The 14,872-nt window shown below is 61.8% G+C and carries 10 protein-coding genes; 8 read left to right on the top strand and 2 right to left on the bottom strand.

The window, feature by feature from the left end; genetic code table 11:
• Window positions 1–68: 68 nt before the first annotated feature.
• On the bottom strand, window positions 69–2,252 hold the full coding sequence (uvrD, locus tag M5B42_RS21585) for a DNA helicase II (protein ID WP_248746942.1): 2,184 nt from the start codon (window positions 2,250–2,252) through the stop codon (window positions 69–71).
• Between the two features lie 275 nt (window positions 2,253–2,527).
• Between uvrD and M5B42_RS21580 the strand changes: the two genes are divergently transcribed.
• From M5B42_RS21580 to M5B42_RS21570, 3 genes are all read left to right on the top strand, one after another.
• Window positions 2,528–5,395: a GGDEF domain-containing phosphodiesterase gene (locus M5B42_RS21580; RefSeq protein WP_248746941.1), complete on the top strand. Its 2,868-nt coding sequence runs from the start codon at window positions 2,528–2,530 to the stop codon at window positions 5,393–5,395.
• A 144-nt stretch (window positions 5,396–5,539) separates the two neighbouring features.
• A complete protein-coding gene (gene hexR / locus M5B42_RS21575) occupies window positions 5,540–6,406 on the top strand; it encodes a transcriptional regulator HexR (protein ID WP_040071809.1) in 867 nt (288 codons plus the stop codon).
• 94 nt (window positions 6,407–6,500) lie between these two features.
• Window positions 6,501–6,692 (top strand): hypothetical protein, encoded by a 192-nt coding sequence (locus M5B42_RS21570; protein ID WP_083875491.1) that lies wholly within the window; start codon window positions 6,501–6,503, stop codon window positions 6,690–6,692.
• On the opposite strand, the gene M5B42_RS21565 is transcribed toward M5B42_RS21570, so the two are convergent.
• The gene (locus tag M5B42_RS21565; RefSeq protein WP_103498475.1) at window positions 6,634–7,596 is read right to left on the bottom strand and encodes a LysR family transcriptional regulator; all 963 of its coding nucleotides are present in this window, start codon (window positions 7,594–7,596) and stop codon (window positions 6,634–6,636) included. The genes M5B42_RS21570 and M5B42_RS21565 overlap by 59 nt on opposite strands.
• 200 nt (window positions 7,597–7,796) lie before the next feature.
• Here M5B42_RS21565 and M5B42_RS21560 point away from each other — a divergent pair, with 200 nt between their 5' ends.
• The 5 genes from M5B42_RS21560 to M5B42_RS21540 all read left to right on the top strand — a co-directional run bounded on the left by M5B42_RS21560 (window position 7,797) and on the right by M5B42_RS21540 (window position 14,869).
• Window positions 7,797–9,212 carry an acetyl-CoA carboxylase biotin carboxylase subunit gene (locus tag M5B42_RS21560; protein ID WP_103498474.1) on the top strand — a complete coding sequence of 472 codons (1,416 nt, stop codon included), beginning with the start codon at window positions 7,797–7,799 and terminating at the stop codon, window positions 9,210–9,212.
• Between the two features lie 11 nt (window positions 9,213–9,223).
• Window positions 9,224–11,038: a sodium-extruding oxaloacetate decarboxylase subunit alpha gene (gene oadA / locus M5B42_RS21555; protein ID WP_248746940.1), complete on the top strand. Its 1,815-nt coding sequence runs from the start codon at window positions 9,224–9,226 to the stop codon at window positions 11,036–11,038.
• A 191-nt stretch (window positions 11,039–11,229) separates the two neighbouring features.
• Complete coding sequence (locus M5B42_RS21550; RefSeq protein WP_248746939.1) at window positions 11,230–11,700, top strand: hypothetical protein; 471 nt, start codon at window positions 11,230–11,232, stop codon at window positions 11,698–11,700.
• A gap of 107 nt (window positions 11,701–11,807) precedes the next feature.
• Window positions 11,808–13,544, top strand: a complete 1,737-nt coding sequence (locus tag M5B42_RS21545) for a type I secretion system permease/ATPase (RefSeq protein WP_248746938.1) — start codon at window positions 11,808–11,810, stop codon at window positions 13,542–13,544.
• Window positions 13,541–14,869, top strand: a complete 1,329-nt coding sequence (locus M5B42_RS21540; RefSeq protein WP_248746937.1) for an HlyD family type I secretion periplasmic adaptor subunit — start codon at window positions 13,541–13,543, stop codon at window positions 14,867–14,869. The genes M5B42_RS21545 and M5B42_RS21540 overlap by 4 nt, the downstream gene beginning before the upstream one ends.
• The last annotated feature ends 3 nt before the right edge of the window (window positions 14,870–14,872 follow it).

The raw sequence follows: 14,872 nt of genomic DNA, 5'->3' as shown, positions 1-14,872 counted from the left end.
CATGGCGTGCTGTCGAGGTGGGAGGACAGCGTTTCCACACTGGGTGCGGAAACGCTTGAAGGTCGTGATCAGACCGCTTCCAGCTTGGCGTAGCCGAGCATCAGCCACTTGCTGCCTTCGCTGAAGTTCACCTGGACCCGGGCCTGGGCGCCGGCGCCTTCGAAGTTGAGGATCACGCCGTCGCCGAAGATGCTGTGGCGTACGGTCTGGCCGAGGCTGAAACCGGTGTCCGGGATGTCGCTGCCACCGAACAGGCTGCTGCCGGCCTGGGCCTGGGCGCCGCCGAACGGTCGGCTGACGCTGTTGGACAGGCGCACTTCCTGGATCAGACCTTTCGGCACTTCGCGCACGAAACGCGAGACCTTGTTGTAGGTCTCGCTGCCGTACAGGCGTCGGGTCTCGGCGTAGGTCAGCACCAGGTTCTGCATCGCCCGGGTAATGCCGACGTAGGCCAGCCGGCGTTCTTCCTCAAGGCGGCCGGGTTCTTCCAGGCTCATCTTGTGGGGGAACAGGCCTTCTTCCATGCCTACCAGGAACACGTAGGGGAATTCCAGGCCCTTGGCGCTGTGCAGGGTCATCAACTGAATGCTGTCTTCGTGCTCGTCGGCCTGGGTGTCGCCGGCTTCCAGCGACGCGTGGCCGAGGAAGGCGGCCAGCGGCGTGAGCTCGGCGTCTTCTTCGGCGGCCTCGAAGTTGCGGGCGGCGCTGACCAGTTCCTCAAGGTTTTCCACCCGGGCCTGGCCTTTCTCGCCCTTTTCCGCTTCGTGGTAGGCGATCAGCCCGGACTGCTCGATGACCACCTGGGTCATCAGGTGCAGCGGCATGTCCCGGGTTTTCGCCGCGAGGTCCTCGATCAGCTCGACAAACACCCCCAGGGCACCGGCGGCCCGTCCGGCCAGGCCCTTGTTGGCGACCAGCTGGCGCATGGCTTCCCACATCGACAGCTCGCTGTGGCGGGCGTGTTCGCGGATGGCCTCGACGGTTTTCTCGCCGATCCCACGGGCCGGGACGTTGATCACCCGCTCCAGCGCCGCGTCGTTGCCACGCCCTTCCAGCAGCCTCAGGTAGGCCATGGCGTTCTTGATTTCAGCCCGTTCGAAGAAGCGCTGGCCACCGTAGATGCGGTACGGAATACGTTCGCGCAGCAAGGCTTCTTCGAGCACCCGGGATTGGGCGTTGGAGCGGTAGAGAATGGCGATATCGCTGCGGGCCAGGCCGGTTTTCAGGGCGCTTTCGATGGTTTCCACCACGTAGCGCGCTTCGTCGTGCTCGTTGAAGGCGGCGTAGAGGTTGATCGCCTCGCCGTCGCCGCCATCGGTCCACAGTTCTTTGCCCAGACGCCCGGTGTTATGGGCGATCAGGGCGTTGGCGGCCTTGAGGATGCCGGCCGTGGAGCGGTAGTTCTGCTCCAGGCGGATGGTCACGGCGTCCGCGAAGTCGGCGGAATACTGGTGGATATTCTCGATTTTCGCGCCGCGCCAGCCGTAGATCGACTGGTCGTCGTCGCCGACCACCATCAGGCTGTCGCCGCCCTGGGCCAGCAAACGCAGCCAGGCGTACTGCACGGCGTTGGTGTCCTGGAATTCGTCCACCAGGATGTGCCGGAAGCGCTTCTGGTAGTGCGCCAGCAGGCCCGGATGGTCGCGCCACAGGTCCAGGGCGCGCAGCAGCAGCTCGGAGAAGTCGATGACCCCGGCGCGGGCACAGGCGGCCTCGTAGGCTTCATAGATGCTGCGCATGGTCGCCAGGAACAGGTCGCCACTGGCCTGGATATGCTGTGGGCGCAGGCCCTCGTCCTTCTGGCCGTTGATAAACCACTGGGCCTGGCGGGCGGGCCAGCGCTGTTCGTCGAGGCCGAGGTCGCGGATCACCCGCTTGACCAGCCGTTGCTGGTCGTCGCTGTCGAGGATCTGGAAGGTCTGGCTCAGGCCGGCTTCCTGCCAGTGCGCCCGCAACAGGCGGTGTGCCAGGCCGTGGAAGGTGCCGACCCACATGCCGGCCGGGCTGATGCCCAGCAACTGCTCGATGCGATGGCGCATCTCGGCAGCGGCCTTGTTGGTGAAGGTCACCGACAGGATCGAATGGGACGAGGCGTTTTCGACCTGGATCAACCAGGCGATACGGTGCACCAGCACCCGGGTTTTACCCGAGCCGGCACCGGCCAGGACCAACTGACGGCCAACGGGGGCGGCTACGGCCTGGCGTTGGGCATCGTTGAGGGAGTTCAGCAGAAAGGAGAGATCATCGCGCATCGACGCATTCTAGGGTGCCGGGCCTGGGCGGGCAAACCCTAATGCTGAGCGGCGGCTCTTATACCGGGGGGCGCGCCGCGGCAGATAAAAAGATTGGCGATGACGACCGGTCAGTCATCGGCTACAGGCGGCGTGGTGTCTTGCTCTGCCCTTGGGCAGGGGGGCTGGCTGCCGGCAAATTCATTACATTTTATGACCTGAGGCAGTTTGGTCCTGCCGGATGCTTGTGTATGCTCCTGCCACGTTTATGGCTAACCATTATAAGAATACTGCCCATGACCCAGAGCTTTGACGCGCTGAGCCCCTCGATGGAGGCTGGGCGGGTTATCCGCAAGCAATTCGCCACTGAGCTGACAGTCGAGCGTACGCGCCTGCTGTACCAGGGGTCGTTGCTGCCGACTTTATTCATGTTGTTGAACGGTCTGGTCTGCGCCTGGTTGCTCTGGAGCCCGCAGCGCTACCTGCTGGTCAGCGTCTGGCTGGTGTGGTTGATGGCCCTGGTGGCCTTGCGCGTGATCCAGGTGGCGGCGTTCGACTCGGCGATGCCCAGCCGCCAGGCCCAGCCGATCTGGCGCCGGACCTTCCTGCTGGGCTCGGCGGTCAGCGGCCTGACCCTGGCCTGCGCCGGCATCGCCCTGGTGCCCACCGACAGTTTTCTCGAGCAGGCCTGGGTCTTCGGCCTGATCGGCGCAGCGACCCTCTCCGCCAGCGTGGCCTACGCCGTGAGCATCCCGGCGTTCCTGACCTTTACCTTGCCCTGCCTGTTGCCGGCCATCGTCTATCTGTTCTGGGGGGGAACCGAGGAGCAACAAGGCTGGGCCTGGCTCGGGCTGATCCTGCTGGTGTCGCTGAGCGTGGTGGCCTTGCAGGTCAATCGGCTGATCCGCCGCGGCCTGTTGCGGCGTTTCCAGAACCAGGCGCTGATCGAGAGCCTGCAACAGGCGCACACCCGCAGCGAACAACTCAATCTTGAACTGGCGCGGGAAATCGATCAGCGTCGTCGTGCCGAACAGGAACTGCGCGACGCCCAGGTCGGCCTGGAAAGCCGGGTGGTCCAGCGCAGCCTGGAACTGGATGTGGCGAACAAGGCCCTGAGCAAAAGCGAAACACGCCTGGCCCTGGCGTTGCAGGCCAGCGCCCTCGGGTTGTGGGACTGGAACCTGCAGACCGATGAAGTGCATCACACCCAGATCAAGGAGCTGTTCGGCCTCGACCCGGAATACGTGACCGCCATGCTCAGCCACCTCAAGCCGCGCCTGCACCCCGAGGATGTGCCGGCACTCAAGCGTGCGCTGGTGGAGCACCTGAAGGGGCGCAGCGAGGATTACCTGATCGAGTACCGGGTACGGCATGGCGATGGTCACTGGGTCTGGATCGAAGACCGCGGTCGCGCGGTCGAGCACACCGCCAGCGGTCGAGTGTTGCGCATGGTCGGCACCCGTCGCGATATCAGCGCGCACAAGGAGCAGGAAGCCCAGCGCCAATTGGCCGCGACGGTGTTCGAGGCGGCCAGCGAAGGTATTGTGATTTTCGATCCCAATTACGTTCTGCTGGCGATCAACCAGGCCTTCAGCCGGGTAACCGGTTACCTGCTCGAGGACATGCTCGGGCGCAATGTGGTCGACCTGCCGGGCAGTCGCGATGCCCGGCGTCACTATTCGACCATCCGCCAGGCCCTGGAACAGCACGGCAGCTGGCAGGGCGAACTGGTGGAGGCGCGCAAGAACGGCGAGCTGTACCCGCAATGGCTGCAACTGAATGTGGTGCGCGATACCCGGGGCAATGTCAGCCATATCGTCGGCTTCTTCGCCGATCTGTCGGCTCGCCGCGAATCCGAAGAGCGCATGCGCTACCTGACCCACTACGACGAACTGACGGGGCTGGCGAATCGTTCGTTGTTTCGCGAACGTCTGTACGAGGCTCACCAGCAAGTGCGCCAGGGTGGCCGCAGCCTGGCGTTGCTGCACATCAATCTGGACCGTTTCAAATTGCTCAACGACAGCCTCGGCCATGAAATCGCCGACCAGTTGCTGCAGCAGATGGCCCGGCGCCTGGTCAACGCCTTGCCTGAAGCCAACACCATTGCCCGTTTGTCCGGGGATGAGTTCGCGGTGCTGTTCGATGCCTACGGCAACCTCTCCAGCCTGGCCCGGGTGGCGACGCGCCTGCTCGGCAAGTTGCGGGTGCCGGTGACTATCGACGAGCATGAGCTGGTGGTCAGCGCGTCCATGGGCATCAGCCTGTTGCCGGACAATGCCCGGGAAATACCGGTGCTGCTCAGCCAGTCAAACATCGCCATGCAACATGCCAAGCACCTGGGCGGGAACAACTTCCAGTTCTACACCGAGAGCCTGCAGGCCAGCACCCTGGAGCGCTTGCAGCTGGAGAACCAGCTGCGCAAGGCCATCGAAGAGCGGCAATTGCGCGTCTTCTACCAACCCAAGCTGTGCCTGGCCACCGGGCGGATGAACGCCGCCGAGGCGCTGGTGCGTTGGGAGCATCCGACCCTGGGCCAGGTGCCGCCGGCGGACTTTATCGGCCTGGCCGAGGAAACCGGGCTGATCGGGCCGATCGGTGAGTTCGTCTTGCGCCAGGCCTGCTGGCAGGCGTGCGAATGGCAGCGCGAGGGGATGGCGCCGATCCGGGTGTCGGTAAACCTGTCGGTGCATCAGTTGCGCCAGGGCAAGCTGGTCAGCCTGGTGCGCCAGGTGCTGGAGGAAACCGGCCTGGCCCCGGAACTGCTGGAGCTTGAGCTGACCGAAAGCCAGCTGCTCGACAGCGTCGAACATATCATCGCCACGTTCCAGCAGTTGCGCGACCTGGGGGTGAAGCTGGCCATTGATGACTTCGGCACCGGCTATTCGTCCCTGAGTTACCTCAAGCGCTTCCCGGTGGACTACGTGAAGATCGACCAGAGTTTTATTCGCGGCCTGGGGGAGGGCAGTGAAGACGCGGCGATCACCCGGGCGATCATCGCCATGGCCCACAGCCTGGAACTGAAGGTGGTGGCCGAGGGTGTGGAAAACCAGGAGCAACTGGATTTCCTCAAGGCCCAGGGCTGCGATGAAGTGCAGGGCTATCTGATCAGCCGGCCGGTGGCGGCGCAGGAATTGATGCGACTGCTACGCAATGGCTTTCCCTAGGCGTCGAGAGTGGCTACATGCTCCCCGCGCTACGCTAGCGGGGAGGCGGGTTACGTAATGGAGCGGGCAATTCGCGAATTCTTGTAGTATAACTACAAGACTGCTACATCCCAGGCGTTCGCCCATAACAATGAGTCCAGACCTTTGAATCTGTTGCAACACATCGCCCAGTCTCGCAACCTGCTGCGCAAGTCGGAGCTCAAGGTCGCCGATCACGTCCTGCTCGATCCAGCGGCGGTGATGCACAGTTCCATGGCTGACCTGGCCCACAGCGTGGGCATCAGCGAACCGACCATTGTGCGTTTTTGCCGGGCCATCGGCTGCTCGGGTTTCCAGGACCTGAAACTGAAGCTGGCCCAGAGCCTGGCGGCCGGCGCCAGCTTCGGGCAGTTCGCGATTCACGAAGACGATTCGGTGGCGGACTACAGCCTGAAGATCTTCGACACCACCCTGCACACCCTGATGGACGTGCGCGAAAAGCTCGATCCGGCCGCGTTGCAACGTGCCGTGACCGCCATGTCGGCGGCGCAGCGGGTGGAGTTCTATGGTTTCGGCGCTTCCGGTGCGGTGGCGGCGGATGCCCAGCACAAGTTCTTCCGGTTGCTGCTGACGGCGGCGGCGTATTCCGACCCGCATATGCAGGCGATGTCGGCGGTGACCCTCAAGCCTACCGACGTAGCGATCTGCATTTCCCAGTCGGGCCGTTCCAAGGACCTGCTGATTACCGCCAACCTGGTGCGTGAAAGCGGCGCGACCCTGATCACCCTGTGCCCGAGCCAGACCCCGCTGGCCGAGCTGTCGACGGTGAACCTGGCCATCGACGTGCACGAAGACACCGAGATCTATACCCCGCTGACCTCGCGCATCGCCCACCTGGTGGTGATCGACGTGCTGGCCATGGGCGTGGCCATGGCCCGTGGGCCGAGCCTGGTCAACCACCTCAAGAGCGTCAAACGCAGCTTGCGCAGCCTGCGCCTGTCGCCCAAGTCGGTGAAGGCCCTCGACGACTGACCGATGATTTCATCAGTCTGTCACCCAGCTGCCGCCAAACCGTAACGCCGGACGTCCATCTTGAAGCTCCCGTACCCACCCTGGGAGACTCGAAATGGCCCGGCACCACGAAGAGCAAAGCAGCGTCAAAACCCGTCGGCAGCAGGAAGATCAGCGCCGCATGGAATTTCGTCGCGCAATCGAAGACCGCACCGAACTGCGCCAACTGCAACAGGAAATCGCCGCACTCAATTACTGGCAGGCAGACTCGGCATCCGACCGTCGAAGCGCTCAACCAGCCCGCTGATTTGTAACCGTTCACTGCGAATAAACCCCAGGAACGCATGGGCGACCGGTGACAGGCGTTTGTCCTTGGCCTGAACCAGGCACCAACTGCGATAGAGCGGCAGTTCTTCCACCGGCAGTTCTCGGAGCACGCCGGTCGCCAGTTCCAGGCTCAGGGCATGGCGCGTCAACAGGGCCAGGCCCAGCCCCGCCACCACACACTCGCGCTGGGCTTCGCCCGAGGTCACTTCCAGCGTCTGCGAGAAGTGCACGCGTTTCTCCTTGAAATACTCCTCGCAGGCGATCCGCGTCCCCGACCCCGCTTCGCGGATCAACAACGTATACGGCTCCAGGTCCTGCAAGCGCAGCGGGCCGCCGTGGCACAGCGGGTGATCGGGCGGCGCCACCGCGACAATCGGGTTGTTCAGGAACGGCAGGAATTCGAGCCCCATGTCCTGGGGCACCATCGACATGATCAGCAGGTCGTCGCGGTTGTCCGAAAGGCGCCGCAGCGCCTGCGCGCGGTTGACCACCGTCAGGTGCAGATTGACCTCGGGATGCTGGCGCTTGAACGCGGCAAACAGGTGCGGGACGAAATACTTGGCGCTGGATTCCACCGCCAGTTTCAACTGCCCTTGCAGCGAGCCCTGCATGTCCGAGAGCTGCATATCGAGGTTTTCCAGCCGACCGAAAATGTCCCGGCTGGCCCGCTGTAACGCTTCAGCCGCCTCGGTCATGTAGAGCTTTTTGCCGACGTAGTCGAATAAAGGCTGGCCGATCAGCTCTTCCAGCTGACGAATTTGTAGGCTTACGGCCGGTTGTGTGAGAGACATTTCATCAGCTGCGCGGCTGTAGGAACGCAGATCGCAGACCTCATTGAAAATCTTGAGCTGGCGTAATGTCATACGCATCAAGGACTTACGCATTTTATAAACACTCATGGAGGCCGCGAACCGCTCAACTATAAGCTTTTACTTATGAGCGACCCAATAATTATTGATTTTGGTTTATCACTGGGTGGGTCTAGTGTGGACTACGCGACTGGCTTGAAACATTTAGTCACGCGCCGACCCGTTTTCCGGTTGCACCCAAGGGTTGTCTGTTCCAGCGGCTTAGGAATTTCCAAGTGATAAAAAAGATCCTGATCGCCAACCGTGGTGAAATTGCCGTACGAATCGTGCGTGCCTGCGCCGAGATGGGCATTCGCTCGGTCGCGATCTATTCCGACGCCGATCGCCATGCCCTGCATGTGAAGCGCGCGGATGAGGCCCACAGCATCGGTGCCGAACCCCTGGCCGGCTACCTGAACCCGCGCAAGCTGGTGAACCTGGCGGTGGAAACCGGTTGTGACGCGCTGCACCCCGGTTACGGCTTCCTGTCGGAAAATGCCGAACTGGCGGATATCTGCGCCGAACGTGGAATCAAATTCATCGGCCCGTCGGCGGAAGTGATCCGCCGCATGGGTGACAAGACCGAAGCCCGCCGCAGCATGATCAAGGCTGGCGTGCCGGTCACCCCGGGCACCGAAGGCAACGTCGCCGACATCGCCGAAGCCCTCACCGAAGGCGACCGTATCGGTTACCCGGTGATGCTCAAGGCCACCTCCGGTGGTGGCGGTCGCGGTATCCGTCGCTGCAACAGCCGCGAAGAACTGGAACAGGCCTTCCCCCGGGTGATTTCCGAAGCGACCAAGGCCTTTGGTTCGGCGGAAGTCTTCCTGGAAAAATGCATCGTCAATCCCAAGCACATCGAAGCGCAGATTCTCGGCGACAGTTTCGGCAACGTGGTGCACCTGTTCGAGCGTGACTGCTCGATCCAGCGCCGCAACCAGAAGCTGATCGAAATCGCCCCCAGCCCCCAGCTGACCCCGGAACAGCGCGCCTATATCGGCGACCTGTCGGTGCGCGCGGCCAAGGCGGTGGGCTACGAGAACGCCGGTACCGTGGAGTTCCTGCTCGCCGAGGGCGAGGTGTACTTCATGGAAATGAACACCCGGGTGCAGGTGGAACACACCATCACCGAAGAAATCACCGGCATCGACATTGTTCGTGAGCAGATCCGCATCGCCTCCGGCCTGCCGTTGTCGGTCAAGCAGGAAGACATCATCCATCGCGGTTTTGCCTTGCAGTTCCGGATCAACGCCGAAGACCCGAAGAACAACTTCCTGCCCAGCTTCGGCAAGATCACCCGTTACTACGCTCCCGGCGGTCCCGGCGTGCGCACCGACACGGCGATCTACACCGGCTACACCATTCCGCCGTTCTACGACTCCATGTGCCTGAAGCTGGTGGTCTGGGCGTTGACCTGGGAAGAAGCGATGGACCGTGGCCTGCGGGCCCTGGACGACATGCGCCTGCAGGGGGTGAAGACCACTGCGGCCTACTACCAGGAAATCCTGCGTAACCCGGAATTCCGTAGCGGCCAGTTCAATACCAGCTTTGTTGAAAGCCACCCTGAGCTGACCAACTACTCGATCAAGCGCAAACCCGAAGAGCTGGCCCTGGCCATCGCCGCCGCCATCGCCGCCCACGCAGGCCTGTGAGGACTATTCCAATGACTTCTTCCAAAAAAATCCACGTTACCGACACAATCCTGCGCGACGCCCACCAATCGCTGCTCGCCACCCGCATGCGCACCGAAGACATGCTGCCGATCTGCGAGAAGCTCGACAAGGTCGGCTACTGGTCCCTGGAAGTCTGGGGCGGCGCGACCTTCGACGCCTGCGTGCGCTTTCTGAAAGAAGACCCGTGGGAGCGCCTGCGCCAATTGCGCGCGGCCTTGCCCAACACCCGCCTGCAAATGCTTCTGCGCGGCCAGAACCTGCTGGGCTACCGCCATTACAGCGACGACGTGGTCCGGGCCTTCGTTGCCAAGGCGGCGGTCAACGGTATCGATGTGTTCCGCATCTTCGACGCCATGAACGACGTGCGTAACCTGCGGGTCGCCATCGAAGCGGTGAAAGCGGCGGGCAAGCATGCCCAGGGCACCATCGCCTATACCACCAGCCCGGTGCATACCATCGAGGCCTTCGTGGCCCAGGCCAAGCAGATGGAAGCCATGGGTTGCGACTCGGTGGCGATCAAGGACATGGCCGGCCTGCTGACCCCTTACGCCACGGGCGAACTGGTCAAGGCGCTGAAGAGCGAGCAATCGCTGCCCGTATTTATCCACTCCCACGACACCGCCGGCCTGGCCGCGATGTGCCAGCTCAAGGCGGTGGAGAACGGTGCCGACCATATCGACACCGCGATCTCCAGCTTCGCCTGGGGTACCAGCCATCCTGGCACCGAGTCGATGGTCGCGGCCCTTAAAGGCAGCGAATTCGACACCGGCCTGGATCTGGAACTGCTGCAGGAAATCGGCCTGTACTTCTACGCCGTGCGCAAGAAGTACCACCAGTTCGAAAGCGAATTCACCGCCGTCGACACCCGCGTGCAGGTCAACCAGGTGCCGGGCGGGATGATCTCCAACCTCGCCAACCAGCTGAAAGAGCAGGGCGCCTTGAACCGCATGGGCGAAGTGCTGGCGGAAATTCCGCGAGTGCGTGAAGACCTCGGCTTCCCGCCGCTGGTGACCCCGACCTCGCAGATCGTTGGCACCCAGGCGTTCTTCAACGTCCTCGCCGGCGAGCGCTACAAGACCATCACCAACGAAGTGAAGCTGTACCTGCAAGGCGGTTATGGCAAGGCACCGGGCGTCGTCAATGAGAAGCTGCGGCGCCAGGCCATCGGCAGCGAAGAAGTGATCGACGTGCGCCCGGCCGACCTGCTCAAGCCGGAAATGGTCAAGTTGCGTGGTGAGATCGGTGCCCTGGCCAAGTCGGAAGAAGACGTACTGACTTACGCCATGTTCCCGGATATCGGGCGCAAGTTCCTCGAAGAGCGTGAGGCCGGCACCCTGGTTCCTGAGGTGTTGTTGCCGATCCCCGAGGCCGGTGGCGTGCGTTCGGCGGGCGGTGAGGGCGTGCCGACCGAGTTCGTGATCGATGTGCACGGCGAAACCTATCGCGTGGACATCACCGGTGTCGGCGTCAAGGCCGAAGGCAAGCGGCACTTCTACCTGTCCATCGACGGCATGCCGGAAGAAGTGGTGTTCGAACCGCTCAACGAGTTTGTCGGCGGTGGCAGCAGCAAGCGCAAGCAGGCCAGCGCGCCGGGCCATGTCAGCACCACCATGCCGGGCAATATCGTCGATGTGCTGGTCAAGGAAGGCGACACCGTGAAAGCCGGCCAGGCCGTACTGATCACCGAGGCCATGAAAATGGAAACCGAAGTGCAGGCGGCGGTGGCGGGCAAGGTTGTCGCTATTCATGTGGCCAAGGGCGACCGGGTCAATCCGGGCGAGATTCTGATCGAGATCGAAGGCTGATCGAAAGCCTTCGACTACCAACGTTTTTCCTCGGGGGAGCATGTGCTCCCCTTTTTTTGCGCTGGATTTGCCATGGAAGAGTGGTGATATCTATTTATATAACCTTCACTTCATAAATTTCATTAAATAGACGACGAGCACGCCTGATGGGTATCGGGTGCTCATTAACTCGTCGTTATATGGAGTGATTTATGTTAATGGAAATCAATAATACGAATGATCGGATGGACTCGCCTTTCGAGAGCAAGTTGCCATGGATGGTGCCTGATCGGGGGCAGCCGGCTTCTGTGAAACCTCAATTTTGTGGCACAAATGCTGATTTTGATTTTGTTGTCTGGAGCAATGAAATTGCCAAAATTTCAGAAAGTGTGCAGCGAGAAATCATGAAGCTCAAGGAGCTGCTTGCTAATCTTACAGATTATACGCCGGCGGAACATCGGGGGCTCATGGGTGAGGAGGGCCCGGGAAGGCATGCGTTTGACAGGCTTGAAGAAGAGGTTGATGAAGTGCTTGCTGGCCTGGAAGAAAAGAATGACATAACGCACAGCGAGTATGCGCTCGCTGCCAATCAGCCGGATGCCTATAGCGAGTTTATCGACAGCGACTTCGACTGGCGTATTGAGGATGGGCCGTTCCCTTATATTCTGGATATGGCTGCGTAATAGGCCATCTCATCGGTTTATATATTCGTTTTAGCTCACCAAGAGCAGTGCCCTGGGCGCTGCTCTTCTGATGTTTTGCGCGCGCGAAATACTATTCAAGGAAGTCAATGAAACCCTTGGCGACAACACCTACGGCACCGTTGATAGAAGTGCTCGGGGAATATAAGAGTATTCTGATCAGCGTGGGCTGTTTTACCGCCTTGATCAATGTGCTGATGCTGGCCCCCTCGATATATATGCTGCAGGTTTATGATCGGGTCCTGACTTCGCAAAACCAGACCACGCTGGTTATGTTGACGTTGATGATCGTGGGATTCTTCGTTTTTATCGGGCTGCTGGAGACCGTTCGCAACTTTGTCGTCAGCCGTGTCGCCGGGCATCTCGATCAGCGTTTCAACCTGCGGGTCTACCAGGCTGCTTTCGAGCGCAATCTGGTCCGCGGTGACGGGCATGGCGCGCAGGCCCTCGGCGATCTGAACCATATTCGCCAGTTCCTGACCGGCCCGGCCTTGTTCGCTTTTTTCGATGCGCCCTGGTTTCCGATCTACCTGGCGGTGATGTTTATGTTCAGCTTCTGGCTGGGTGTCTTCGCCTGTGTGGGAGCTGTGCTGCTGGTGAGCATGGCGCTGCTCAATGAGTGGCTGACCAGGAAGCCGCTGGCTGAAGCCGGCCGCCATTCACAAGAGGCCAGTCGCCTGGCCACCAGCCATTTGCGCAATGCCGAGACCATTCAGGCCATGGGCATGCTGGGTGTGTTGCGCCAACGCTGGTTCGAGCCCTACGCCCATTTTCTTTCGCAACAGAACCGGGCCGGCGACACGGGCGCGGTCATGACCCATCTGAGCAAAGGCTTTCGCCAGTGCCTGCAATCCCTGGTGCTGGGGCTCGGTGCGCTGCTGGTGATTATTGGTGATATGAGCGCCGGGATGATGATTGCCGGTTCCATCCTGATGGGAAGGGTTTTGCTGCCCATCGACCAGTTGATTGCCACCTCCAGGCATTGGAACGCGGCCAGGTCGGCCTATCAGCGTCTCGACGCGCTGCTCAATGAGTTTCCCGAATCGACGGGAGCGATGGCCTTGCCCGCTCCCAAGGGGCAACTGGCGTTCGAGCAGGTGAGTGCCGGGCCTCCCGGCCAGCAGCGCACGACCTTGCATCAAGTGAGTTTCCAGCTGGCGGCCGGTGAAGTGCTGGGGGTGCTGGGGGCCTCCGGCGCGGGCAAGTCGAGCCTGATTCGCGTGCTGCTGGGCATCTGGCCGGTCCAGGGCGGGGTGGTGAGGCTGGACGGTGCCGATATCCATCGTTGGGACCGCAATGAACTGGGTCCCCATATTGGCTACCTGCCGCAGAACATCGAGTTGTTCAGCGGTTCCGTGGCTGAAAATATCGCCCGTTTCGGCGCGCCGAACCCGGACAAGGTTGTCGAGGCGGCCCGGCAGGCGGGTGTTCATGAGCTGATCCTGCGTCTGCCGCAAGGTTATGACTCGGTGCTGGGGGACGCCGGCGCCGGCCTTTCCGGAGGCCAGAAGCAGCGCGTGGCCTTGGCCCGGGCGCTCTATGACCGGCCTCGCCTGGTGGTGCTGGATGAGCCGAACTCCAACCTTGATACCGAGGGTGAAGCGGCCCTCACCCGAGCCATTACCCAACTGAAGGCTCAGGGCAGCACGGTGATTCTGGTGACCCACCGTAGCCAGGTTCTGGTCCAGGCCGATCAGTTGATGGTGCTGGAAGAGGGGAAAGTGCGGGCTTTCGGTCCGCGTTCGGAGGTGCTCGACAGTTTATCGAGAACCCGGGAGTCGGCTTCGAAAGCTGCCATTCAATCGCCAAGGAAAACAGGCGCATGAGTTCAGAGAGCATCACGCCACATCACCCTGCGCTCACTTCGTGTCCGCAGCGCGGGGCCGCGTTTTTCGTCAGATTGGGCTGGGCACTGGTGGTGTTCGGTGCCGGAGGTTTCTTCAGCTGGGCGGCCCTGGCACCGCTGGATCAAGGCGTCAGTGTGCCGAGCACGGTTGTCGTGTCCGGCAAGCGCAAGGCCGTCCAGTCCCTGGGCGGGGGAGCCGTCAGTGGGATTCTGGTCAGAGAAGGAGAGAAGGTCGAGAAGGGGCAGGTGCTGTTTCGCCTGGATCGCACGCAACTGTCGGCCACTGTCCAATCCTTGCAGGCCCAGTACCGCCAAGCCCTGGCCACCCAGGCCCGCTGGCAGAGCGAGCGGGACAATCTGGCGAAAATTCAGTTTCCAGTCGAGTTGAGTACCGATGCCGATCCGTTGTTGGTGGTCGTGCTGGAAGGGCAGCGCCAGCTTTTCAACAGTCGGCGCGAAGCCTTTTCTCGCGAGCAGGCGGGTATCCGTGCCCGCATCGACGGGGCAACGGCCCAACTGTCCGGCCTGCGCCAAGCCCGCAATGATCTGAATGCCCAAGCCGGATCATTGCGCCGGCAACTGGAGAAACTGCGCCCTCTGGCGGATGAGGGACATATTGCGAGTAATCGTCTGCTGGAGCAGGAGCGCCAGTTGTCCCAGGTTCAGCAGCAGATCGCGCGGAACAAGGGGGAAATCGGCTTTCTCGAACAGGAAATACTCGAGTCGCAGCTCAAGCTGTCCCGGCATGTCGAGCAGTATCAGACCGAAGTCCGTGGCGAGTTGGCCGAGGTGCGACTCAAGTGCCTGACCCTGGAACAACAGCTGGCATCCGCGAGTTTTGACTTGCAGCACACCGAGGTCAACGCGCCGGCGCAAGGGATTGCCGTCAACTTGAGCGTGCATACCGAGGGCGCCGTGGTGCGTGCCGGCGACACGTTGCTGGAGATAGTCCCTCAAGGCCAGCATCTGGAGGTGGAGGGGCGCTTGCCGGTCAGCCTGGTGGACAAGGTCAGTCCGGCCCTGCCGGTGGACATCCTGTTCACGGCGTTCAATCAGAGCGTGACGCCCCGTGTCGCGGGCGAGGTCAGCCTGGTGTCGGCCGACCAGTTGCTCGACGAAAAAACCGGCGCCCCCTACTACGTGATACGCAGCTCGGTCAGTGAAGCCTCTCTGGAACAGCTCAATGGACTGGTGATCAAGCCCGGCATGCCGGCCGAGATGTTCGTCCGTACCGGGGAGCGCTCGCTCCTCAACTACCTGTTCAAACCGCTGCTGGATCGCGTGAGCGCCTCGTTGACCGAATAGGAA

Origin of the sequence: Pseudomonas sp. MWU12-2037, from assembly GCF_023242345.1 — a bacterium.
GTDB classification, from domain to species: domain Bacteria; phylum Pseudomonadota; class Gammaproteobacteria; order Pseudomonadales; family Pseudomonadaceae; genus Aquipseudomonas; species Aquipseudomonas gingeri_D.
Note: the sequence above shows the minus strand (reverse complement) of the source record. Positions and strands in the feature narration are given on the sequence as shown.

Coding starts and splice junctions, on each gene's coding strand:
- uvrD (WP_248746942.1), bottom strand. CDS start 2,252: ATGCGCGATGATCTCTCCTTTCTGCTGAACTCCCTCAACGATGCCCAA.
- M5B42_RS21580 (WP_248746941.1), top strand. CDS start 2,528: ATGACCCAGAGCTTTGACGCGCTGAGCCCCTCGATGGAGGCTGGGCGG.
- M5B42_RS21570 (WP_083875491.1), top strand. CDS start 6,501: ATGGCCCGGCACCACGAAGAGCAAAGCAGCGTCAAAACCCGTCGGCAG.
- M5B42_RS21565 (WP_103498475.1), bottom strand. CDS start 7,596: ATGCGTAAGTCCTTGATGCGTATGACATTACGCCAGCTCAAGATTTTC.
- oadA (WP_248746940.1), top strand. CDS start 9,224: ATGACTTCTTCCAAAAAAATCCACGTTACCGACACAATCCTGCGCGAC.
- M5B42_RS21550 (WP_248746939.1), top strand. CDS start 11,230: ATGTTAATGGAAATCAATAATACGAATGATCGGATGGACTCGCCTTTC.
- M5B42_RS21545 (WP_248746938.1), top strand. CDS start 11,808: ATGAAACCCTTGGCGACAACACCTACGGCACCGTTGATAGAAGTGCTC.
- M5B42_RS21540 (WP_248746937.1), top strand. CDS start 13,541: ATGAGTTCAGAGAGCATCACGCCACATCACCCTGCGCTCACTTCGTGT.